Source organism: Enterobacter sp. HK169, from assembly GCF_001719105.1.
Lineage (GTDB): Bacteria > Pseudomonadota > Gammaproteobacteria > Enterobacterales > Enterobacteriaceae > Enterobacter > Enterobacter asburiae_B.
Map to the genome: position 1 here is coordinate 2,262,220 of NZ_CP017087.1, position 21,219 is coordinate 2,283,438.

The 21,219-nt window shown below is 57.7% G+C and carries 20 protein-coding genes and 1 riboswitch; of the genes, 12 read left to right on the top strand and 8 right to left on the bottom strand.

The window, feature by feature from the left end; genetic code table 11:
* Positions 1-87: 87 nt before the first annotated feature.
* The 3 genes from tolC to EnteroDNA1_RS10645 all read left to right on the top strand — a co-directional run bounded on the left by tolC (position 88) and on the right by EnteroDNA1_RS10645 (position 3,590).
* The gene (gene tolC, locus EnteroDNA1_RS10630) at positions 88-1,566 is read left to right on the top strand and encodes an outer membrane channel protein TolC (RefSeq protein ID WP_033146662.1); all 1,479 of its coding nucleotides are present in this window, start codon (positions 88-90) and stop codon (positions 1,564-1,566) included.
* 192 nt (positions 1,567-1,758) lie between these two features.
* The gene (locus tag EnteroDNA1_RS10640; protein ID WP_029740695.1) at positions 1,759-2,427 is read left to right on the top strand and encodes a DUF1190 family protein; all 669 of its coding nucleotides are present in this window, start codon (positions 1,759-1,761) and stop codon (positions 2,425-2,427) included.
* Between the two features lie 2 nt (positions 2,428-2,429).
* Positions 2,430-3,590 carry a glutathionylspermidine synthase family protein gene (locus EnteroDNA1_RS10645; protein ID WP_069303316.1) on the top strand — a complete coding sequence of 387 codons (1,161 nt, stop codon included), beginning with the start codon at positions 2,430-2,432 and terminating at the stop codon, positions 3,588-3,590.
* Positions 3,591-3,682: 92 nt separating this feature from the next.
* Here EnteroDNA1_RS10645 and ygiD read toward each other — a convergent pair whose 3' ends face one another.
* Positions 3,683-4,471 (bottom strand): 4,5-DOPA dioxygenase extradiol, encoded by a 789-nt coding sequence (ygiD, locus tag EnteroDNA1_RS10650; RefSeq protein WP_033146664.1) that lies wholly within the window; start codon positions 4,469-4,471, stop codon positions 3,683-3,685.
* 196 nt (positions 4,472-4,667) lie between these two features.
* Here ygiD and zupT point away from each other — a divergent pair, with 196 nt between their 5' ends.
* Positions 4,668-5,441, top strand: a complete 774-nt coding sequence (gene zupT / locus EnteroDNA1_RS10655; protein WP_033146665.1) for a zinc transporter ZupT — start codon at positions 4,668-4,670, stop codon at positions 5,439-5,441.
* Positions 5,442-5,473: 32 nt separating this feature from the next.
* On the opposite strand, the gene ribB is transcribed toward zupT, so the two are convergent.
* Positions 5,474-6,127 carry a 3,4-dihydroxy-2-butanone-4-phosphate synthase gene (gene ribB / locus EnteroDNA1_RS10660; RefSeq protein ID WP_023309208.1) on the bottom strand — a complete coding sequence of 218 codons (654 nt, stop codon included), beginning with the start codon at positions 6,125-6,127 and terminating at the stop codon, positions 5,474-5,476.
* Positions 6,128-6,233: 106 nt separating this feature from the next.
* A riboswitch (FMN riboswitch) is annotated at positions 6,234-6,384 on the bottom strand.
* 119 nt (positions 6,385-6,503) lie between these two features.
* Here ribB and ubiK point away from each other — a divergent pair.
* Positions 6,504-6,800: a ubiquinone biosynthesis accessory factor UbiK gene (gene ubiK, locus EnteroDNA1_RS10665; protein WP_014071796.1), complete on the top strand. Its 297-nt coding sequence runs from the start codon at positions 6,504-6,506 to the stop codon at positions 6,798-6,800.
* Positions 6,801-6,915: 115 nt separating this feature from the next.
* Here the strand turns inward: ubiK and hldE are convergent, their stop codons facing one another.
* Genes hldE through EnteroDNA1_RS10680 form a run of 3 tightly spaced genes read right to left on the bottom strand, consistent with a single transcriptional unit; the run spans position 6,916 to position 12,565 of the window.
* Positions 6,916-8,346 carry a bifunctional D-glycero-beta-D-manno-heptose-7-phosphate kinase/D-glycero-beta-D-manno-heptose 1-phosphate adenylyltransferase HldE gene (gene hldE, locus EnteroDNA1_RS10670; RefSeq protein WP_033146667.1) on the bottom strand — a complete coding sequence of 477 codons (1,431 nt, stop codon included), beginning with the start codon at positions 8,344-8,346 and terminating at the stop codon, positions 6,916-6,918.
* A 40-nt stretch (positions 8,347-8,386) separates the two neighbouring features.
* Positions 8,387-11,242, bottom strand: coding sequence for a bifunctional [glutamate--ammonia ligase]-adenylyl-L-tyrosine phosphorylase/[glutamate--ammonia-ligase] adenylyltransferase (gene glnE / locus EnteroDNA1_RS10675; RefSeq protein WP_069303317.1), 2,856 nt, complete (start codon positions 11,240-11,242; stop codon positions 8,387-8,389).
* A 21-nt stretch (positions 11,243-11,263) separates the two neighbouring features.
* On the bottom strand, positions 11,264-12,565 hold the full coding sequence (locus EnteroDNA1_RS10680) for a CYTH domain-containing protein (protein WP_069303318.1): 1,302 nt from the start codon (positions 12,563-12,565) through the stop codon (positions 11,264-11,266).
* A gap of 229 nt (positions 12,566-12,794) precedes the next feature.
* Here EnteroDNA1_RS10680 and EnteroDNA1_RS10685 point away from each other — a divergent pair, with 229 nt between their 5' ends.
* Together EnteroDNA1_RS10685 and EnteroDNA1_RS10690 are read left to right on the top strand one after the other, a co-directional pair.
* Positions 12,795-13,415 (top strand): TIGR04211 family SH3 domain-containing protein, encoded by a 621-nt coding sequence (locus tag EnteroDNA1_RS10685; RefSeq protein WP_024906484.1) that lies wholly within the window; start codon positions 12,795-12,797, stop codon positions 13,413-13,415.
* A 60-nt stretch (positions 13,416-13,475) separates the two neighbouring features.
* Positions 13,476-14,717, top strand: a complete 1,242-nt coding sequence (locus EnteroDNA1_RS10690; RefSeq protein ID WP_023309213.1) for a multifunctional CCA addition/repair protein — start codon at positions 13,476-13,478, stop codon at positions 14,715-14,717.
* A 10-nt stretch (positions 14,718-14,727) separates the two neighbouring features.
* On the opposite strand, the gene bacA is transcribed toward EnteroDNA1_RS10690, so the two are convergent.
* Positions 14,728-15,549, bottom strand: coding sequence for an undecaprenyl-diphosphate phosphatase (gene bacA, locus EnteroDNA1_RS10695; RefSeq protein ID WP_033146670.1), 822 nt, complete (start codon positions 15,547-15,549; stop codon positions 14,728-14,730).
* A 105-nt stretch (positions 15,550-15,654) separates the two neighbouring features.
* The gene (folB, locus tag EnteroDNA1_RS10700; protein ID WP_069303319.1) at positions 15,655-16,023 is read right to left on the bottom strand and encodes a bifunctional dihydroneopterin aldolase/7,8-dihydroneopterin epimerase; all 369 of its coding nucleotides are present in this window, start codon (positions 16,021-16,023) and stop codon (positions 15,655-15,657) included.
* A gap of 107 nt (positions 16,024-16,130) precedes the next feature.
* On the opposite strand from folB, the gene plsY reads away from it, so the two are divergent.
* Both plsY and EnteroDNA1_RS10710 read left to right on the top strand, forming a co-directional pair.
* Positions 16,131-16,751 (top strand): glycerol-3-phosphate 1-O-acyltransferase PlsY, encoded by a 621-nt coding sequence (gene plsY / locus EnteroDNA1_RS10705; protein WP_048974922.1) that lies wholly within the window; start codon positions 16,131-16,133, stop codon positions 16,749-16,751.
* A gap of 85 nt (positions 16,752-16,836) precedes the next feature.
* The gene (locus EnteroDNA1_RS10710; protein WP_047060359.1) at positions 16,837-18,303 is read left to right on the top strand and encodes an MFS transporter; all 1,467 of its coding nucleotides are present in this window, start codon (positions 16,837-16,839) and stop codon (positions 18,301-18,303) included.
* Between the two features lie 40 nt (positions 18,304-18,343).
* Here the strand turns inward: EnteroDNA1_RS10710 and EnteroDNA1_RS10715 are convergent, their stop codons facing one another.
* Positions 18,344-18,766, bottom strand: coding sequence for a MarR family winged helix-turn-helix transcriptional regulator (locus EnteroDNA1_RS10715; RefSeq protein ID WP_069303320.1), 423 nt, complete (start codon positions 18,764-18,766; stop codon positions 18,344-18,346).
* A 147-nt stretch (positions 18,767-18,913) separates the two neighbouring features.
* Between EnteroDNA1_RS10715 and EnteroDNA1_RS10720 the strand changes: the two genes are divergently transcribed.
* The 3 genes from EnteroDNA1_RS10720 to EnteroDNA1_RS10730 all read left to right on the top strand — a co-directional run bounded on the left by EnteroDNA1_RS10720 (position 18,914) and on the right by EnteroDNA1_RS10730 (position 21,213).
* Complete coding sequence (locus EnteroDNA1_RS10720) at positions 18,914-19,927, top strand: alpha/beta hydrolase (RefSeq protein WP_064673324.1); 1,014 nt, start codon at positions 18,914-18,916, stop codon at positions 19,925-19,927.
* Positions 19,928-20,072: 145 nt separating this feature from the next.
* Positions 20,073-20,900: an urease accessory protein UreD gene (locus EnteroDNA1_RS10725; protein WP_069303321.1), complete on the top strand. Its 828-nt coding sequence runs from the start codon at positions 20,073-20,075 to the stop codon at positions 20,898-20,900.
* A gap of 10 nt (positions 20,901-20,910) precedes the next feature.
* The gene (locus tag EnteroDNA1_RS10730) at positions 20,911-21,213 is read left to right on the top strand and encodes an urease subunit gamma (protein WP_069303322.1); all 303 of its coding nucleotides are present in this window, start codon (positions 20,911-20,913) and stop codon (positions 21,211-21,213) included.
* Positions 21,214-21,219 lie beyond the last annotated feature (6 nt).

The window sequence follows — 21,219 nt, forward strand, 5'->3', positions numbered from 1 at the left end:
ACCTTTTGGTATGGAAGATTCTGTTAGAATCGGCAATTATTTTTTAATTAGATCAGCGCTAATACTGCTTCACAACAAGGAATGCAAATGAAGAAATTGCTCCCCATCCTTATCGGCCTGAGCCTGACGGGCTTCAGTGCAATGAGCCAGGCGGAAAACCTGTTACAGGTCTACCAGCAGGCACGTCTGGGCAACCCTGATTTACGTAAATCAGCGGCCGATCGTGATGCTGCGTTTGAAAAGATTAACGAAGCGCGTAGCCCCCTGCTGCCACAGTTAGGTTTAGGTGCAGATTATACCTACAGCAACGGTTTCCGCGACGCTAACGGCGTAAACTCCAATGCTACCAGCGCCTCACTGCAATTGACACAGACGCTGTTTGATATGTCCAAATGGCGCGCCCTGACCCTGCAGGAAAAGAGTGCGGGTATTCAGGATGTGACCTATCAGACCGACCAGCAGACGCTGATCCTGAACACCGCCACGGCGTACTTCAACGTGCTGAGCGCGATTGACGCACTCTCCTACACCGAAGCGCAGAAACAGGCGATTTACCGCCAGTTAGATCAAACCACCCAGCGTTTCAACGTGGGCCTGGTCGCGATCACCGACGTGCAGAACGCCCGTTCACAGTACGACACCGTGCTGGCTAACGAAGTGACCGCGCGTAACAACCTCGACAACGCGCTGGAATCCCTGCGTCAGGTCACCGGGAATTACTATCCTGAGCTGGCGTCGCTGAACGTGGACAGCTTTAAAACGGATAAACCGCAGGCCGTTAACGCCCTGCTGAAAGAGGCGGAAAACCGCAACCTGAGTTTGCTGCAGGCGCGTCTGAGCCAGGACCTGGCCCGCGAGCAAATTCGTCAGGCGCAGGACGGCCATCTGCCAACCCTGAGCCTGAGCGCGTCTACCGGTGTCTCTGATACGTCCTATAGCGGCTCTAAAACCAATACGTCCCAGTATGACGACAGCAATATGGGTCAGAATAAAGTGGGTCTGAGCTTCTCCCTGCCGCTGTATCAGGGCGGTCAGGTCAACTCTCAGGTGAAACAGGCGCAGTACAACTTTGTTGGCGCGAGCGAGCAGCTGGAAAGCGCCCACCGCAACGTGGTGCAGACCGTGCGTTCCTCCTTCAACAACGTGAACGCCTCAATCAGCAGCATCAACGCCTATAAACAGGCCGTTGTGTCTGCACAGAGCTCCCTGGATGCGATGGAAGCGGGCTACTCGGTCGGTACACGTACTATCGTTGACGTGCTCGACGCGACCACCACGCTGTACAACGCGAAACAGCAGCTCTCCAGCGCGCGCTACCAGTACCTGATTAACCAGCTGAACATCAAACAGGCTCTGGGTACGCTGAACGAGCAAGACCTGCAGATGCTGAACAGCGCGCTGGGCAAACCGGTCTCCACCTCTCCGGACAGCGTTGCGCCGGAGAACCCGGAGCAGGTTGCCGCGGTTGATAACTTCAACGCTAACAGCAGCACCCCTGCGGCACAGCCGGCCGCTGCGCGTACCACTACATCCGCCAGCAAAGGCAATAATCCGTTCCGTAACTAAGAGTGTTATCAGGCCCACTGCGGCCTGATGCCCTCCACCCCACCCCTCTCCCACAGGGAGAGGGGCGCATCTGAATCACATCCGAACGTAAGCCAACGTAAAGATCCCCCTGATTCCGCCCCTCTTCGCTTCATTTTCAACCACTCATCCTCTATCCTGAGCGTTATTACCACTGGGTCCTGGAAGACAAACATGAAACGGACAAAATCCATAAATCACGCTTCGTTCCGCAAGAGCTGGAACGCGCGTCACCTCACCCCTGTTGCGCTGGCGGTCACGGCTGTCTTTATGCTGGCAGGCTGTGAAAAAAATGACGAAACGGTTTCGCTGTATCAAAACGCAGACGACTGCTCTGCCGCAACCGGCAAAGCCGCCGAATGTAAAACGGCTTACACCAGCGCGCTGAAAGAAGCGGAACGTACTGCACCGAAATATGCCTCACGCGAAGACTGCGTGGCGGAGTTTGGTGAAGGTCAGTGCCAGCAGGCACCGGCTCAGGCAGGCACCGCACCTGAAAATCAGGCGCAGGCGCAGTCCAGCGGCAGCTTCTGGATGCCGCTGATGGCAGGCTACATGATGGGTCGCCTGATGGGCGGCGGTGCGGGCTACCAGCAGCAGCCGCTGTTTAGCTCGAAAAACCCGGCCAGCCCGGCTTACGGTCAATATACCGATGCCAGCGGCAAAGGCTACGGCGCAGCGACCCCAGGCCGCACCGTGAACGTTCCGAAAACGGCGATGGCGCCGAAGCCTGCGACCACCAGCACCATCACCCGCGGCGGGTTTGGTGAATCTGTGGCGAAGCAGACCAGCATGCAGCGCAGTGCGACAGGCACCTCCTCTACTCGCTCAATGGGCGGCTGATCATGGAACGAGTCAGTATCACCGAGCGCCCGGACTGGCGCGAAAAAGCCACCGAGTACGGTTTTAACTTCCACACCATGTACGGCGAGCCGTACTGGTGTGAAGACGCCTATTACAAGCTCACGCTGGCTCAGGTGGAAAAACTGGAAGAGGTGACGGCCGAGCTGCACCAGATGTGCCTGAAGGTCGTGGAAAAGGTCATCGACAGCGACGAGCTGATGGCAAAGTTCCGCATTCCGAAGCACACCTGGGGCTTTGTGCGCCAGTCGTGGAGAACGAATCAACCTTCGCTTTACTCTCGCCTGGATCTGGCGTGGGACGGCAAAGGTGAACCGAAGCTGCTGGAAAACAACGCCGATACGCCAACCTCTCTGTATGAAGCGGCGTTCTTCCAGTGGATCTGGCTGGAAGACCAGGCCAATGCCGGAAACCTGCCGGAAGGCAGCGACCAGTTTAACAGCCTGCAGGAAAAGCTGATTGAGCGTTTTGCCGAGCTGCGCGAACAGCATGGCTTTAACCTGCTCCATCTCGCCTGCTGCCGCGACACGGAAGAAGACCGTGGCACGGTTCAGTATCTGCAGGACTGCGCCGCCGAAGCGGAAGTGGCGACCGAGTTCCTCTATATCGAGGATATCGGCCTGGGTGAAAAAGGTCAGTTTACGGATATGCAGGACCAGGTGATAAGCAACCTGTTCAAGCTCTACCCGTGGGAATACATGCTGCGCGAGATGTTCTCCACCAAGCTGGAAGATGCTGGCGTGCGCTGGCTGGAGCCGGCCTGGAAGAGCATCATCTCTAACAAAGCCCTGCTGCCGATGCTCTGGGAGATGTTCCCGAACCACCCGAACCTGCTGCCAGCCTATTTTGCGGAAGATGATTACCCGCAAATGGAAAAATACGTTGTTAAGCCGATCTTCTCCCGCGAAGGCGCAAACGTCTCGATTATCGAAAACGGCAAGACGCTGGAAGCGGTTGAAGGGCCATACGGCGAAGAAGGGATGATCGTCCAGGAGTTCTATCAGCTGCCGAAATTTGGCGACAGCTATACGCTGATTGGCAGCTGGCTCATCAACGATCAACCGGCCGGGATTGGCATTCGCGAAGATCGCGCGCTGATCACGCAGGATCTGTCACGGTTTTATCCGCACATTTTTGTCGAATAGGCCGCGGCCTGATGCCCTCACCCCGCCCCTCTCCCACAGGGAGAGGGTGCAAACACTGAAAACGGCAACCTGAGGTTGCCGTTTTGCTTTTATTACCCAATCTGCACCGACAGCATACTCAGACTCCCCATCTCAATACCGTCGACCGGGATCGTCACCGGCTCCTGACCATCCCACGCGCCAAGCACGTACAGCAACGGCAGGAAGTGCTCCGGCGTCGGATTAGAGAGCGAACCGCCATCATGATCCAGATAGTTCACCAGGGGATGCTCCTCAGCCGGGCCTTGCCAGGTCAGGTTCGCTTTAACGTAGTCGTTAAAAGAGGTTGCCCACGGGTACGGCGTGTTCTCACCGTGCCAGCGTGCGGTACGCAGGTTATGCACCACGTTGCCGCTCGCAACCAGCATGATGCCTTCATCACGCAGGGTTGCCAGCTTGCGCCCCACCTCCAGATGCCAGGCCGCCGGTTTAGTGCTGTCGATGCTCAACTGCACCATCGGGATATCCGCGTCAGGATACATTTTAATCAGCACGCCCCAGGAGCCATGGTCAAAGCCCCAGGCTTCTTTATCCAGCGTCACAGGGACAGGTGCCAGCAACTCTACCAGCTTTTGCGCCAGCTCAGGCGACCCGGGGGCCGGATAATGCGTGTCGTACAGCGCCTGCGGGAAGCCGCCAAAATCATGAATGGTTTTTGGCGCTTCCATGGCGGTCACGCCCGTCCCACGGGTAAACCAGTGTGCAGACACCACCACGATCGCTTTCGGACGCGGCAACGTCTCGCCAAGATGACGCCAGGCGCGGGTATAGACGTTGTCTTCCAGAACGTTCATAGGGCTACCGTGGCCTAAAAACAGGGCTGGCATACGGGAAGAAGTCATGGTGATATCCTTACAGAAGGTGTCAATTTAATGGTGCTACATTACGCGCAATCCGGCAAAGATGAACGCAGATAAGCGTGAAGATCATCATCAGGAAATTTGAATGTAAGGAATGTGTAAAGCCGGGTTTTCACCCTCGCTTTGCCAGAAATGAATCATTTATATTAATGAGAATGATTATCATAAGGAGCAATGCATGTCAGTCCCCTTGATCCTGACCATACTGGCGGGCGCCGCGACCTTTATCGGTGCGCTCCTCGGCGTGCTCGGCCAAAAGCCCTCTAACCGCGTACTGGCCTTTTCACTGGGCTTTGCTGCCGGAATCATGCTGCTCATCTCCCTGATGGAGATGCTGCCTGCCGCGTTGGGCACAGAAGGCATGTCTCCGCTGCTGGGCTACGGCATGTTTGTCTTTGGCCTGCTGGGATACTTTGCCCTCGATCGGATGCTTCCGCACGCGCATCCGCAGGATTTAATGCAGAAAAACGTGACGCCCATGCCGCGCAATATCAAGCGTACCGCCGTGCTGTTAACGCTTGGCATCAGTCTGCATAACTTCCCGGAAGGGGTCGCTACCTACGTGACGGCCAGCAGCAATCTTGAGATGGGCTTTGGCATCGCGCTGGCGGTCGCCTTACACAATATTCCTGAAGGACTGGCCGTCGCCGGACCCGTGTATGCCGCAACGGGATCGAAACGCACCGCGGTGTTCTGGGCGGGCATTTCCGGGATGGCCGAAATCCTTGGCGGCGTACTGGCCTGGCTGATCCTTGGTAGCCTGGTCTCTCCGGTGGTGATGGCGGCGATTATGGCCGCGGTAGCCGGGATCATGGTTGCGCTTTCGGTGGATGAACTGATGCCGCTGGCGAAGGAGATCGATCCTAACAACAACCCCAGCTATGGCGTGCTGTGCGGAATGTCGGTGATGGGATTAAGTCTGGTTCTGCTGCAGACCGCAGGAATCGGGTAAAAAAACGCCGGGATATCCCGGCGTTTTTATTTTCAGCTGGCTTTGCGCTCGTGCGCCTGGCGATACTCAACCAGATCTTCAATCGTGACCACCGGCATGTTGTGCAGGCGGGCAAAGGTAATGCATTCCGGCGCGCGCGCCATGGTGCCGTCATCGTTGGTCAGTTCGCACAGCACGCCAGCAGGTTTGAAGCCAGCCAGCGTCACCAGGTCGATCGTCGCTTCGGTGTGACCACCGCGGGTCAACACGCCGCCCGCCTGCGCACGCAGTGGGAAGACGTGGCCTGGACGGTGCAGATCGGATGGCTTCGCACCATCAGCAATCGCTGCACGTACGGTGGTCAGACGGTCAGCCGCAGACACACCTGTGGTCACGCCATGCGCCGCTTCAATGGTCACGGTAAAACCGGTACCAAAGGCGCTGGTGTTGTTTTCGACCATCATCGGCAGATCGAGCTGCTTACGACGATCTTCATTAATACACAGGCATACGATGCCGCTGCCGTGACGGATGGTCAGCGCCATCTGTTCAACGGTCATGTTTTCGGCGGCGAAAATCATGTCGCCTTCGTTTTCACGGTTTTCATCGTCAAGCACCATCACACCGCGGCCTTCGCGCAGTGCATCCAGTGCATGTTCAACACGTTGAGTTGAAGTGCCAAAAGAGGAAAGTAGCGTCTGATTCATGGTAAAAAAACCTCATTAACATTATGGTTACCAGAATCAGGGCAGTCTTAGGAGCGCCGTATAAGCGGCAAAAAGATAACGTGAGCGGGCCCATGCCCGACTTGATCGTTACTCTCTCCCATCCGGACTCTAACCGTCGGCCCCGGAATTACACCGGATCTGCTGACCTTTGAGTATTCACCCAAAGCGCTCGCGGGCTTTCAGCGTCACGCTGATTTACCGCCGGTGGGGAATTTCGCCCCGCCCTGAGAATAAGCGAGATAACTATAACGCTATTGATTATCCTGGGCAATGCATAAGCATCAAACAATTTTGTTTACCCCGGGCATGACGCGCTACAATGGACACTAACACTTTTCCATCAAGGGAAACGCCAATGATTGACCCGAAAAAAATTGAGCAGATCGCGCGTCAGGTTCATGAATCTATGCCAAAAGGCATTCGTGAATTTGGTGATGACGTAGAAAAGAAAATCCGCCAGACGCTGCAGGCGCAGTTGGTTCGCCTTGATTTAGTCAGCCGCGAAGAGTTTGACGTGCAGACCCAGGTTCTGCTGCGCACCCGCGAGAAGCTGGCGCTGCTGGAACAGCGTCTGACCGAGCTGGAAAACCGCAATGCGCCAGAAGAAGTGAAGCCGGCACCGGCCATTCCACCGGTGGATGACCAGGAGTAAGTGCGGCCTGTTGTGCCCGGTGGCAGCTACGCCTTACCGGGCCTACATGAACGCGTAGGTCGGGTAAGGCGCAGCCGCCACCCGACATAAAAAAACGGGCCAGCTGGCCCGTTTTTTACTGACTGTCTTTCTGGATCTTCTTGATGATGTTGGTGGTTGAGCACCCGTCCTCAAAGTTGAGCACCATCACCTCGCCGCCGTTGGCCCAGACCTCTTCGCTACCCGCGATTTGCTCCGGCTTGTAATCCCCACCTTTTACCAGCAGGTCCGGCAGAATGCCGGCAATCAGGCGCTGCGGGGTATCTTCTTCAAACGACACCACCCAGTCCACCGCTTCCAGCGCGCCGAGCACAATCATGCGCTGCTCGAGCGGGTTCACCGGACGCGTTTCGCCCTTCAGGCGTTTCGTCGATGCATCGCTGTTAACCGCCACAATCAGGCGATCGCCCAGCTTGCGCGCGTTCGCCAGATACGAAACGTGGCCCGCGTGCAGAATGTCGAACACGCCGTTGGTCATCACCACTTTTTCACCACGCTTGCGCGCGGCGGCGACGGCCACCTTCAGCTCGTCTTCGGTCATGACGCCAAAACCGGTATCCGCACGACCGCGCACCGCGTTTTCCAGCTCGATTGGCGAAACGGTTGAGGTACCAAGTTTACCGACGACCACGCCCGCCGCGGCGTTAGCGAAGTAGCACGCCTCTTCCAGCGAGTTTCCTGCTGCCAGCGTCGCCGCCAGCACGCCGATCACCGTATCACCGGCACCGGTCACGTCGTACACTTCCTGCGCCTGGGTTGGCATATGCAGCGGCGCTTTGCCCGGCTGCAGCAGCGTCATCCCCTGCTCGGAGCGGGTCACCAGCAGCGCGGACAGCTCGAAATCGGCAATGATCTTCATGCCGCGCTCAACCAGTTCGTCCTCGGTTTTGCATTTGCCCGCCACCGCTTCAAACTCGGAGAGGTTTGGCGTCAGCAGCGTCGCGCCGCGATAGCGCTCAAAATCGGTCCCTTTCGGGTCGATCAGCACCGGCACGCTGGCTTTACGCGCCAGCTGAATCATCGTTTGCACGCTCGCCAGCGCGCCTTTGGCGTAGTCGGACAGCACCAGCGCGCCGATATTGCCCAGCGCCTGGTTGATACGCTCGTGCAGCGGCTCAGGATCAACGCCTTCGAACCCTTCTTCAAAGTCGAGGCGGATCAGCTGCTGGTTGCGCGACAGCACGCGCAGTTTCGTAATCGTTGGGTGGGTCGGAACAGAAACGAAGTCGCACTTCACGTTCACGTCCGCCAGCGACTTGCTCAGCGCGCGCGCCGCATCGTCGATGCCGGTCAGGCCCACCAGACGCGACTGCGCGCCCAGAGAGGCAATGTTCATCGCCACGTTTGCCGCGCCGCCGGGACGCTCTTCAATGGTGTCGACCTTAACCACCGGTACCGGTGCTTCCGGAGAGATGCGGCTGGTAGGCCCATACCAGTAGCGATCCAGCATCACATCCCCAACAACCATTACCCCAGCACGTTCAAACTCTGGCAGTGTTACTTTCATTCCTGACTCCAGAAAGATTCACAATTTGCGCGCGATAATATCACACTTGATTTGTTACGCACGGTTCCACCAGCCACTTCTGCCAGCTGGCCGTTACCTGAGCACGTTCATGAGCAAAACAGTCCAGCGCCACGTGCCCCGGCTGCTCCTGCAGCGCCAGGTGATGAAGCTCATCGCGAAGCGTCGTGTAGGCGCGGGTTAAGGCCTGCGCCTCCTGCTCGTCCATGATGTCGTTTTGCGCCAGCAGCTCCAGAATGCGCACGTTATCGGACCAGCGCGTCAGCTTCGGCTTGTCGTGGGCGTGCAGCAGCACCAGATACTGGGTAATGAACTCAATATCGGTAATCCCGCCCTCGTCGGCTTTAATATCAAAGCGATCGCGGTGTTTATTGCCGAGATGCGCGCGCATTTTCTCGCGCATTTCGCGCACTTCCGTTTGCAGCGTGCTGCCATCACGCACGGTGGTCATAACCTCCTTACGGATGACGTCAAACTGCGTTTTGAGCTGCGGATCGCCATACACCACGCGAGCGCGCACCAGCGCCTGATGCTCCCACGTCCAGGCTTCATTCTTCTGGTAATCGGCGAAGGACTCCGTCGAGGTCACCAGCATGCCCGCCGCGCCGGACGGACGCAGGCGCGCATCCACTTCATACAAAATGCCCGACGAGGTGCGGGTGCTGAAAAGATGCATAATGCGCTGCGCCAGGCGAAGGTAGAACTGGCGCCCGTCAATTTCACGCTCGCCGTCGGTCATTACGTCAACCGGGCAGTCGTGGAGGAAGATTAAATCCAGATCGGAGCTATAGCCCAGCTCCCAGCCGCCAAGCTTGCCGTACCCCACGACCGCAAAGCCGCGTCCTTCACGTTCGGCCAGATGTTTCGGCTGGCCGTAGCGCGCCACCATCTGCACCCACGCCTGATGGACCACCGCGTCGATGATCGCCTCTGCCAGCCAGGTTAAGTGATCGCTCACTTTCATCACCGGCAGCGTTCCGGCGATGTCAGCCGCCGCCACGCGCAGCATCTGCGCCTGCTTAAACTGGCGCAGCGCCTCCAGCTGTTGCTCTTCGTCCTCTTCCGGCACGCGCAGCAGATACTGACGCAGCTCGTCCCGGTAGGCATCCGTCGCCGTGGGCTGATACAGCGTGTTCGGGTCGAGCAGCTCATCCAGCAGCAGCGGGTAACGCGCCAGCTTGTTGGCCACCATCGGCGACGCGGCGCAGAGCGTAATCAGGTGCTTCAGCGCCCCCGGAAACTCGCTCAGGAGCTCCAGATACGTGGTACGCGTGATAATCCCGCTCAGCAGCGGCATCATGCGCGACAGCGGCACCGGCGCGTCCGCCCGCGAGCAGACCTCGCTCAGCAGGTGCGGCATCAGGTGATCCAGCACCTGACGGCCGCGCGGGCCGATGGCGCGTTTGTTCAGCTCAAGACGGAAATCCGCGATCAGCGCCACCACGCGATGGCGGGCGTCGTCGGTTAAGTGCGTCAGCACCGGCGTGGTGTCATCTTCCTGGAGCGCGTCCTGCCACAGCTCGCGCCAGTGCTCGGAAAGGGCATCGTCCGATGATTCACTTTCGTCATCACCGATCAGCTCGTTAAAGATGCGGCGCACGCCCGCCATGTGAGCGTCCAGCCGTTCGGTTAACGCCGCCCAGTCGTCCACACGCATGCCCCAGGCCAGGCGCGCCCGGTTAAGGTCATCGCCCGGCAGGGTCTGGGTCTGTTCGTCGTTGATGCTTTGCAGCAGGTTTTCCAGACGGCGCAGGAACAGATAGGCCTCGCGCAGGGTTTGCGCGTCGCCGTCCGGCAGCAGGTGCAGCTGCTCGATGGCGCTCAGCGTCGGCAACAGCGAGCGGGACTGCAGGGACGGCTCACGGCCACCGCGAATAAGCTGGAAGACCTGGACGATAAATTCGATTTCGCGGATGCCGCCCGCGCCGAGCTTGATGTTGTCCTTCAGCCCGCGACGGCGCACCTCACGGGCGATCATCCCTTTCATATTACGCAGGGACTGGATCACGCTGAAGTCAATATAGCGACGGAACACGAACGGGCGCAGCATGGCGCGCAGCTCGTTGGCGTAAGCGTCGTCGCTGTCGCCCATGATCCGCGCTTTAACCATCGCATAGCGCTCCCAGTCGCGCCCCTGCTCCTGGTAGTAATCCTCCAGCGCGGCAAAGCTCAGCACCAGCGGTCCGCTGTCGCCAAACGGGCGCAGGCGCATGTCCACGCGGTAAACAAAACCGTCCTGCGTCGGCTGATCCAGTGCCTTAATCAGACGCTGACCGAGGCGGGTAAAGAACTGGGCGTTGTCCAGTTCGCGACGGCCGCCGCGCGTGGAGCCGTTCTCGGGCCAGGCAAAAATCAGGTCGATGTCGGAGGAGAAGTTCAGCTCGCAGCCGCCCAGCTTGCCCATCCCCAGAATCAACAGCGGCTGAGGAACCCCTTCCTCGCTGCACGGCGTGCCCCACTCTTTACAGCAGGCGGCGTACAGCCAGTCGCGCGCGGCGACAATCAGCGTTTGCGCCAGCTCGCTTAACTGCTGCAGCGTACTCTCTTCGCTCACCAGCTCCAGCGCCTGAGCCCAGGCAATGCGCACCATCACCCGACGGCGGAACTGGCGCAGGACGCGCATTAGCGTGGCTTCATCCGCAACGTCTTCGAGTGCGGTTTGCAGCCAGCCGGCATACTGCCGCCACTCGTCCGCCTGCGGCGGCGCGTTCTCAAGCTCTGCCAGCCAGTCCGGGTTGGCGGTGATACTTTCCTGCACAAAATCACTGAAGGCGAGCACGCTCTTCGCCTGCTCGCTTAACGATGACGCCGGTAATGACTCAGGCAGACGTTCGCTAACGGTCTGCCACTGCTGCTGTAACGGTGAAGAAAGCGGCATTATAGGGGTTCCTTGCCAGAGTTAACGTTTTCCGCTGTGCAGCCAGAACGGCTCCTGCGAAATGGCCTCGTTACGGAAATGCTCAATCTCAATATGCTGTCGGGTTTCAATGGCATGCTTCAGCCCCTGCCAGTTTTCCAGCCAGGCCTGGGTTTTAACGCCGTCATAAGCGCCGGAAAGCAGCAGCATGCTGTCGATGTTGCGCGACAGACGGGGAAGCTGATCGCCATACTGGTCCCCGAGCGGATACGCAAAGGTGCTCTTCAGCTCGGCGGCATGACGGGAAAGATGAATATCCGCGAAACGCTTAAAGTTTTCCGCGATTTTGGCCTCCGCTTTCGCATCCAGGAAGGCGCGCCAGCCGCGCGTCACCAGAAACTCGGTCAGCGCCAGTTTTGCCGTCGCGGCTTGCGGGCTGTAGATCGCCGTTTGCGCCGATACGTCGGAGAGCATCAGCGTTTCGGTTTGCGTCAGCAGATCACGTAAGTGAGCGCTCGCTTTGCGAGGAACAATACCGCCGAAGAGCGTCAGGGTATGGCGCACCAGGGCAATCGCCGCCAGCACGTGGGATTTCGCGTTTTTCACATTTCGCACCCACAGCTCTTCATGGTACTGCCACTGAGAAAGCGCCAGCTCCAGCGCGGCTTCCAGGCCCTGTTCAACGCTGGCCTTCGGCGCAACGTGCAGGATGGTCGTCTCTTTCAGCACGCGCGGCGCATTTCCGGCGGCCAGATGGTAACCCCGCGCGGCTTTACTCAGGCTTCCCTGACGCAGTCCGGACTGGTTCACCAGCTTGCGCGCCAGCTTCAGCACGTCATTCGCGTCCCCTTCCAGCAGCTCAAGCTCGAGTTCGCAAATCGGTTCCTGGAACTCACCCGCCTTCACGTCGCCCAGATCGAGGGCGATTTCGATGCGGCTTTTGCCTTCCGTCACCAGCCATTTCTCGCGCCAGAAATCGGTGCTGAACAGCGGCTGCACCTGTTCCGCCAGCGTGGAAGGCAGCTCGCCATCCGGCCAGACTTCCGTCGGGAAACGTTCCAGCTCAAGTTCTGGCTTGCTGATGTCGATATTGTATTCCGGACGCTGATGTAAACCGCCGACCACGCGGCCGGCAATTTTCATCGTCATCTCGTAGCGCCCGCTCGCGCCGCGGATGCGCAGCCCCATATCGTGGCGACGCAGCCAGTTGTCTGGCGTTTCGTAATAGATATTAAGCAGTTGTACCGGTGCATGGTGTTCGCCGGAAAGCGTATGCAGATGCTGGCGGAGTGCGTCAACGCTGTCTTTTTCGACGATAAACTTTAATTCGATTTCTTGTGCCATAGCCTTGTACTTTTGCGGGCGTCACAGACGCGTCAATGAGGGCGAACTTCCTCGCCATTTGTTTGTCAGTACATAGTATTTTGCGCCAAATTGCCATGCAATGAGCAATTTGTCGGGCGTAAATGTATAGAGTCGTGACACAGATGATTCTGATTGCTGACGAATGCTTTGCGTAGAGACACTGTTGCCACTACTATCGTTCCACTATTTATGAAAATAACGACTAATGATGCTTAAATTACGCCTGATTGGACTTACTTTACTCGCTTTTAGCGCCGCAACCGCAGTGCACGCTGAAGAGAAGCGTTACGTTTCTGACGAACTGAACACCTGGGTACGCAGTGGCCCCGGAGATAATTATCGCCTCGTGGGCACGGTGAATGCCGGCGAGGAAGTCACCCTGTTGCAGACCAACGCGGACACCAACTATGGTCAGGTTCGCGACAGTACCGGTCGTACGTCCTGGATCCCGCTGAAAGAGCTGAGCACCGTGCCAAGCCTGCGCACGCGCGTTCCCGATCTGGAAAACCAGGTGAAGACCCTGACCGATAAGCTGAACAACATCGACGGCACCTGGAACCAGCGCACCGCTGAAATGCAGCAGAAAGTGGCGCAAAGCGACGGTGTGATTAACGGCCTGAAAGAAGAGAACCAGAAACTGAAAAACGAGCTGATTGTCGCGCAGAAGAAAGTGAATGCCGCTAATCTGCAGCTCGACGACAAACAGCGCACCATCATCATGCAGTGGTTTATGTATGGCGGCGGCGTGCTGGGCGTGGGTCTGGTGCTGGGTCTGGTCCTGCCGCATCTGATCCCAAGCCGCAAGCGTAAAGATCGCTGGATGAACTAATTCGTCTTCTCTGCCAGACTTACGTATCATTCTGGAAAAGAGAAAACGGGAGAGTTGGGCGTGAAGAGTTATCTGGTCGGTGGTGCGGTACGTGATGCGTTGTTAGGTCTGCCGGTCAAAGATAAAGACTGGGTGGTGGTTGGCGCTACCCCTGAAGAGATGCTCGACGCGGGCTACCAGCAGGTAGGCCGCGATTTTCCCGTGTTCCTGCACCCGAAAAGCCGTGAAGAGTATGCCCTGGCGCGTACCGAGCGGAAATCGGGCTCGGGCTATACGGGCTTCACCTGCTATGCCGCGCCGGACGTGACGCTGGAGCAAGATCTCCTGCGCCGCGATCTCACCATCAACGCGCTGGCGCAGGACGAGGACGGGCAGATCGTTGACGCCTATGGCGGTCAGGACGATCTGCGCAACCGCCTTTTACGCCACGTCTCCCCGGCGTTTTCTGAAGATCCGCTCCGCGTGCTGCGCGTGGCGCGCTTTGCCGCGCGTTACGCCCATCTCAGCTTCCGGATTGCCGATGAAACAATGGCGCTGATGACCGCCATGACCGAGGCGGGCGAGCTTGAACACCTGACGCCTGAGCGCGTCTGGAAAGAGACGGAAAATGCCCTCACCACGCGCAACCCGCAGGTCTTTTTCCAGGTCCTGCGCGACTGCGGCGCGCTGAAGGTGCTGTTCCCGGAAATAGACGCGCTGTTTGGCGTACCTGCCCCGGCAAAATGGCACCCGGAAATTGATACCGGCGTACACACGCTAATGACCCTGAGCATGGCCGCCATGCTCAGCCCTGACGTGGACGTGCGCTTTTCCACCCTGTGCCACGATCTCGGCAAAGGCCTAACGCCAAAAGAATTCTGGCCTCGCCACCACGGGCACGGCCCGGCGGGGGTGAAGCTGGTCGAGGGGCTGTGCCAGCGTCTGCGCGTGCCGAACGAGATCCGCGATCTGGCGAAACTGGTGGCCGAGTTCCACGATCTGATCCACACCTTCCCTATTCTGAAACCGGCCACCATCGTTAAGCTTTTCGATAACATCGACGCCTGGCGCAAACCCCAGCGCGTCGAGCAAATCGCGCTCACCAGCGAAGCTGACGTGCGCGGTCGTACCGGGTTTGAAGCGTGCGATTACCCGCAGGGACGTTTACTGCGCAAAGCCTGGGATGTAGCGAAAGCGGTGCCCACGAAGGACGTTGTCGAAGCGGGATTCAAAGGGCCGGAAATTCGCGAAGAGCTCACGAAACGGCGAATTCAGGCGGTGTCGGACTGGAAGGAAAAGCATTGCCCTCAGCCGAAAGACTGAGGGCCATCGGTCAGAAGAAGACCACGTACACCGCAGCCGCCACGATAAAGCGATAGATCGCGAACGGAATAAACGAGATACGCTTAATCAGCTGCAGGAAGGTTTTAATCGCAATCAGCGCCACGATAAACGCGGTGATGAAGCCGACGGCGAACATCGGAATGTCGCCAGCCGTCAGGAAGTGATAGCTCTTATAGACGTCGAGTACGGTGGCGCCCATCATCATCGGCACCGCCAGCAGGAACGAGAACTCTGACGCGGCGTAACGGCTTACGCCCATCAGCATCCCGCCGGAGATGGTTGCGCCTGAACGCGAGAAGCCCGGCCACAGCGCCAGACACTGGAAGCAGCCAATGATAAACGCCTGACGATACGTCATATCGTCCAGACCTTCCGCCCGCGGCGTTTTTGGCTTCAGCACTTCCGCGGCGATGAGCAGGAAGCCCCCCACCACCAGCGCGTACATTACGTTAATCGGGTTAAACAGCGATTTGATGGCGTCGTGGAACACCAGGCCCAGCACCACCGCAGGGATCATCCCAAGCAGAATATGGATCAGTGACAGACGACCTTTACTGGCCCCCTCGTGCTGAGGCGGACGGCCAAAATGGATGCCGATCAGGCCAAACAGGCGACGCCAGAACATTACGACCACCGCCAGAATAGACCCCAGCTGGATCACCACTTCAAACGTTTTTGCGGTATCGCCTTCAAAGCCCAGCAGATGGCCAACGATAATCATATGGCCCGTACTGGAGACCGGCAAAAACTCCGTCAATCCTTCGACCACACCCAGTATTGCCGCCACCAGCAGCGAGTGCATATCGCTCATCTATAAACCCCTAAAAAGATATAAAAAAACGGTCGCCCCAACGGCTACCGTGAAAGATACAGCTTTAAGACCGGTATAACCTAAAATGGTTTAGCAATTATGACGTTAATTCTTGCCTTTCAGATTTGTGCCACGCTCAATAATGACGCCAACGTTGGCGGCGCGCGCCACCGCTCCCGGCTTGCTCAGCTTGATGCGCACCCACGATGAGTTGAATTTTTTCAGCAGCAATTCTGCAACTTCTTCCGCCACCCGTTCGACCAGCGCAAAACGTTGCCCTTCAACGTGGGCGATGACCGCTTCACTGATATCGGCATAGCTCAGACAGTCGTTCACGTCATCGCTTTTTGCCGATTTGCGGTTATCCCATCCCATTTCGATATCGAACACCAGCTTCTGCTCGATGGTCTGTTCCCAGTCGTAAACACCAATTGTGGTGATTACCGAAAGTTGCTCTATAAATACAATATCCATCACGACCTGCCTGCTTTTTGGCTAAACCGGATACCACTTCCGGCGAATTATGCGTATTATCCACAGATGCTGAGAATACAGATACATTTTCAAAACGGAACAGCGTTATGAGTGCAATCGCGCCTGGAATGATCCTCCTCGCCTATCTTTGCGGCTCAATCTCCAGCGCCATTCTGGTCTGCCGCATTGCCGGGTTACCTGACCCGCGTGAAAATGGTTCCGGGAATCCGGGGGCGACCAACGTACTACGAATTGGCGGCAAGGGAGCAGCCGTAGCGGTTTTGATTTTTGATGTTCTGAAAGGGATGCTGCCCGTCTGGGGCGCCTATGCGTTGGGCGTTACGCCGTTCTGGCTGGGGCTCATTGCTATTGCTGCCTGCGTTGGCCATATCTGGCCCATTTTCTTTGGTTTTAAAGGCGGAAAAGGCGTTGCGACGGCCTTCGGTGCGATTGCACCTATCGGCTGGGATCTCACCGGCGTCATGGCCGGAACCTGGCTTCTGACCATTCTTCTGAGCGGCTACTCGTCGCTGGGCGCCATCGTCAGCGCGCTGATCGCCCCGTTCTACGTCTGGTGGTTCAAACCCCAGTTCACCTTCCCGGTGTCGATGCTCTCCTGTCTTATCCTGCTGCGTCATCACGACAATATCCAGCGCCTGTGGCGTCGTCAGGAGACCAAAATATGGACGAAGCTCAAGAGAAAGAAAAAAGACGCTCCGAAGGGTTAGTTATGCCTTATAGCCAAATGTGATTTTGGTCACCTTCTGCCTGTGGTAACTGTTAGAGACACAACACAACCACACAAAAAGAAAAATGGCAGAAATCACAGAACCAACTCCCCTTTCAACGGCAGGAAGCACCCCGGATGGCGACATCCAGTGGGTGCGCAGCGCGTCGGATGTATCACGCCTCGTTAATGACGGTTCTCAGGGCCGGACAAACGCCCGTATCGTGGTCGGAATCGCTTTGGGCGGCATTTTTCTCGATGCCTACGATCTGGGCGCGCTGGCGTTCGGCATTAAAGACATCACCCGCGAATTTAACCTGACGCCCGCCGGTACCGGCATGGTGGCCTCGGCCATTACCTTTGGCGCCATTGTCGGGGCGCTGCTCGGCGGTTACCTCACGGATAAAATCGGGCGCTACCGCGTTTTTATGGCTGATATGGTGTTCTTCGTGGTGGCAGCGATCGCCTGTGCGCTGGCCCCGAACGAATATGTGCTCGCGGGCGCCCGCTTTGTGATGGGGCTGGGGGTCGGGATCGACCTTCCCGTGGCGATGGCGTTTTTAAGCGAGTTCGCCAGGCTGAAAGGGCCCGGAAATAAGGCCTCCAGCGTCGCGATGTGGTGCCCCACCTGGTATGCCGCCATCAGCATCTCCTACCTGCTGGTGCTTTTCTTCTACGCCGTGCTGCCGGAGAGCCACAGCGACTGGCTGTGGCGTTTGATTCTCGGCTTTGGCGCGGTGCCCGCGCTGGTGATTATCGCCATCCGCAGCCGCTATATGAGCGAATCTCCGGTCTGGGCGGCGAATCAGGGCAACCTGAAAGAGGCGGCGTCGATTTTACGCCAGTCGTATAACATCAATGCCCACGTGCCGCAGGACGCGCTCGGCCAGCCCGCACCTGTCGTGAATAAAGCGAAATGGTCAAATTATCTGAACCTGTTCCGCGGCATCTACTTGCGCCGCACGACGCTCGCTACGCTGCTTTCCGTCGTCTCGTCGTTTGCCTATAACGCCGTGGCGTTTGGTCTGCCGGTGATCATCTCCAGCTTCTTTGTCCAGTCGATGCTCACCACCATTCTCATTTCTCTGGCGCTTAACCTGCTGTTTGCCTTCGTCGGCGGACTGCTGGCGGTACGCTACGTACCACGCTTCGGCGCCTGGCGGATGTCGCTTGCGGGTTATGCCTGCCAGCTTGTCGCATTGCTTGGCCTGGCGCTGATTGGCCGACCGGAAGGTGTCTCTGAAGGCGTGCTTGCTGTGGCGATGCTGGCGCTGTTCCTGTTCGGTCAGGGCTTCGGCCCGGGCGCGCATACCATGACGTTCGCCTCCCTGAGCTACCCGACCTCGCTGCGCGGCGTGGGCGTGGGCCTCAACCAGACGCTGATGCGCAGCAGCTCGACGCTGTCGCTGTTTCTGTTCCCGCTGCTGGTGGCGTCGCTGGATACCGCCGTCTTCTGGGTGATTGCGCTGGCGCCGTTTATCGGCCTGGCGTCGCTGCTGGCGATCCGCTGGGAGCCGTCCGGGTATGACGTGGATGCGGAGGACTACCGGTAACGACACATCACTTCGGTGGGTTCACCCCGCCGAAGGGTTCTTACAAATCGTCGAGCAGCGTCCGGGAGAGTTTTTTTAGCGTCTCAAGCTCATCGTCATTCATCCGCATGCTGCAGCGAATATGGTCCGGCAAAGCCATCACCCGTTTCTTCAGGTCTTTGGCCTTATCGGTCAGTACGACATTTTTCATCCTTTCATCACCTACAACCGCGATACGGTTGAGAAATCCTTTTGCCTCAAGCTTTTGTACAAGCGGGGTCAATGTGCCCGAATCAAAAAACGTCTTATCGCTGAGATCGCGAAGTGGGATGTTGTCTTTCTCATAAAGCGCCATCAAAACAACGAATTGCGGATAGGTCAAATCCATCTCTTGCAGTAAAGGGCGATACTGGCGAACGAACGCGTTGGTGACCGAGTACAGCGAGAAGCAAAGTAAGTCGTCTAGCGTTTTGTTTTCTTTCATTTTTCTATCAACTCCGAATCGGTTTCCTGAAAAAATTATAAATAATGTTTGACTAAAAGTATCTTGCACGCAAGTATTATACCAACAACTAAGTAGCGCGCTATTTAGTTATCTCATCCAATCAAATACGCTTAAAGAGGCACTACCATGAAAACACTAACCGCCATCCTGGTTTCTTCCGTCTTCGCGTCAGCCGCGGCATCCGCACAAACCACCAATACCCCAGCCCCGACCGCAGGCGTACAGGCATTTCTGAATGTTTTGAATTCCGGCAAGGGTAAGCCAATGGAACAGATGACCCCGCAGGAGGCCCGCCAGGTACTGATTGGCGCACAGCAAGGCGCAAAACTGCCGCCCGCTCAGGTCTCTGAAAAAACGATCCAGGTAAATGGCCAGGCGATAAAACTGAAAATAGTGAAACCTGAAAACGCCAGCGGCACGCTCCCCGCTTTTATGTTCTTTCACGGCGGCGGTTGGGTGCTGGGTGACTTCCCTACCCACGAACGCTTAATCCGCGACCTCGTTCGCGCTTCGGGTGCCGCTGCGGTTTACGTCGATTACACTCCGTCACCTGAGGCCCATTTCCCGGTAGCAATTAATCAGGCCTATGAAGCGACAAAATGGGTCGCCGGGCACGGTCAGGAAATTGGCGTGGACGGTAGCCGTCTGGGTCTGGTGGGTAACAGCGTGGGCGGCAACATGGTGGCTTCGGTGGCGCTGCAGGCCAAACAGTTCAATGGGCCAAAAATTCGCTACAACGTCATGCTCTGGCCGGTTACCGATGCGAACTTTGATACTGCCTCGTATAACCAGTTCGAAAATGGCTATTTCCTGTCGAAAAACATGATGAAATGGTTCTGGGATAACTACACCACCAGCGCTGCCGATCGCAACAATATTCTTGCCTCTCCGCTTCGCGCCAGCACCGCGCAGTTGAAAGGCTTCCCCGAAACGCTGATCCAGACAGCTGAGCTGGACGTTCTGCGGGATGAAGGTGAAGCATTCGGGCGTAAACTGGATGCGGCTGGCGTCCCGGTGACCGTCACGCGCTATAACGGTATGATCCACGACTACGGCCTGCTTAACCCGCTGAGCCAGGAGCCAACGGTGAAAGTTGCCCTTGAGCAGGCAGGTGCAGCGTTGCATGAACACCTGAAGTAGGATCGTCATTGCTTATACAGAGCACGGCCCAGGCCGTGCTTTTTTATTTCTCCTGCCCGCCCATCCATAAGCGACTCGTATGACAGGCTTCATTTCCGCCAGGGCATACTGAAACGTATCCCGATGGTGTGGAAATGGATGCAGCATGTTAGCAGCTCAGGTCACTGATAATACGTATAAAGGCTGGCAGGCGTCGCTTGCCCTGCAGTTTTGTCACACCCCTGAGAAAACCCTCCTGTACTCTGCCCACCACGTCGGGCCGCTCACCGTTCAACGTCCGTTTTACCCCGAAGGGGAAACCTGCCACCTTTACCTGCTGCACCCGCCCGGCGGGATTGTGGGCGGCGATACGCTGGACATTTCCGTTCGGCTGGACGCCAAAAGCCACGCGCTCATCACCATGCCCGGGGCGAGCAAGTTCTATCGCAGCAGCGGCCCGCAGGCGCGTCTGAACCAGTATTTTTACCTCGAGGAAGATTCCACCCTGGAGTGGCTGCCGCAGGACACCATTATCTTCCCCGGCGCGAATGCCGCGCTGCGCTCCGTCTTCCACCTGAAGGCCTCCAGCACGCTGCTGGCGTGGGAGCTGTACTGCCTGGGGCGTCCGGTGATCGGTGAGACCTTTAGCCACGGCACGCTGGAAAGCCGCCTTGAAATCTGGGTTGAAGACGAACCGCGCCTGATCGAGCGTCAGCGTCTTAGCGACGGCGATCTCACGCCCGTCGCCGGACGTCCGTGGCTCGGCACGCTGCTGTTCTATCCGGCCAAAGAAGAACATCTCGACGCGGTGCGCGAACGGCTCGCCCCGCTGGAAAATTATGCAGGTGCAACGCTCAACGATGACCTGCTGTCGGTGCGTTTTCTCTCCGACGACAACCTGATTTGCCAGCGGGTGATGCGCGACATCTGGCAGTCGCTTCGCCCGCTTCTCACCACCAAAACCGCCTGTTCGCCGCGTATCTGGCAGACATAAGAGAAACGTTATGGAACTGACCCCCAGAGAAAAAGACAAGCTGTTGCTGTTCACCGCCGCGCTGGTTGCCGAACGCCGCCTTGCGCGCGGGGTAAAGCTCAATTACCCGGAATCGGTCGCGCTGATCAGCGCCTTCATTATGGAGGGCGCGCGCGATGGCGAAACCGTCGCCTCGCTGATGGAAGCGGGCCGCCACGTCCTGAGGCGCGACCAGGTCATGGAGGGCGTCCCGGAGATGATCCAGGATATTCAGGTCGAAGCCACCTTCCCGGACGGATCGAAGCTCGTCACCGTCCACAACCCGATCGTCTAAGGAGCG

Bases quoted from the DNA above. Each gene is read 5' to 3' on its own strand.
- ubiK (WP_014071796.1), top strand. From the start codon at position 6,504: ATGATTGACCCGAAAAAAATTGAGCAGATCGCGCGTCAGGTTCATGAA.
- glnE (WP_069303317.1), bottom strand. From the start codon at position 11,242: ATGCCGCTTTCTTCACCGTTACAGCAGCAGTGGCAGACCGTTAGCGAA.
- plsY (WP_048974922.1), top strand. From the start codon at position 16,131: ATGAGTGCAATCGCGCCTGGAATGATCCTCCTCGCCTATCTTTGCGGC.
- folB (WP_069303319.1), bottom strand. From the start codon at position 16,023: ATGGATATTGTATTTATAGAGCAACTTTCGGTAATCACCACAATTGGT.
- EnteroDNA1_RS10730 (WP_069303322.1), top strand. From the start codon at position 20,911: ATGGAACTGACCCCCAGAGAAAAAGACAAGCTGTTGCTGTTCACCGCC.
- EnteroDNA1_RS10720 (WP_064673324.1), top strand. From the start codon at position 18,914: ATGAAAACACTAACCGCCATCCTGGTTTCTTCCGTCTTCGCGTCAGCC.
- EnteroDNA1_RS10725 (WP_069303321.1), top strand. From the start codon at position 20,073: ATGTTAGCAGCTCAGGTCACTGATAATACGTATAAAGGCTGGCAGGCG.
- EnteroDNA1_RS10640 (WP_029740695.1), top strand. From the start codon at position 1,759: ATGAAACGGACAAAATCCATAAATCACGCTTCGTTCCGCAAGAGCTGG.
- tolC (WP_033146662.1), top strand. From the start codon at position 88: ATGAAGAAATTGCTCCCCATCCTTATCGGCCTGAGCCTGACGGGCTTC.
- EnteroDNA1_RS10680 (WP_069303318.1), bottom strand. From the start codon at position 12,565: ATGGCACAAGAAATCGAATTAAAGTTTATCGTCGAAAAAGACAGCGTT.
- zupT (WP_033146665.1), top strand. From the start codon at position 4,668: ATGTCAGTCCCCTTGATCCTGACCATACTGGCGGGCGCCGCGACCTTT.
- EnteroDNA1_RS10645 (WP_069303316.1), top strand. From the start codon at position 2,430: ATGGAACGAGTCAGTATCACCGAGCGCCCGGACTGGCGCGAAAAAGCC.
- EnteroDNA1_RS10715 (WP_069303320.1), bottom strand. From the start codon at position 18,766: ATGAAAGAAAACAAAACGCTAGACGACTTACTTTGCTTCTCGCTGTAC.
- EnteroDNA1_RS10685 (WP_024906484.1), top strand. From the start codon at position 12,795: ATGCTTAAATTACGCCTGATTGGACTTACTTTACTCGCTTTTAGCGCC.
- EnteroDNA1_RS10710 (WP_047060359.1), top strand. From the start codon at position 16,837: ATGGCAGAAATCACAGAACCAACTCCCCTTTCAACGGCAGGAAGCACC.
- hldE (WP_033146667.1), bottom strand. From the start codon at position 8,346: ATGAAAGTAACACTGCCAGAGTTTGAACGTGCTGGGGTAATGGTTGTT.
- ribB (WP_023309208.1), bottom strand. From the start codon at position 6,127: ATGAATCAGACGCTACTTTCCTCTTTTGGCACTTCAACTCAACGTGTT.
- bacA (WP_033146670.1), bottom strand. From the start codon at position 15,549: ATGAGCGATATGCACTCGCTGCTGGTGGCGGCAATACTGGGTGTGGTC.
- ygiD (WP_033146664.1), bottom strand. From the start codon at position 4,471: ATGACTTCTTCCCGTATGCCAGCCCTGTTTTTAGGCCACGGTAGCCCT.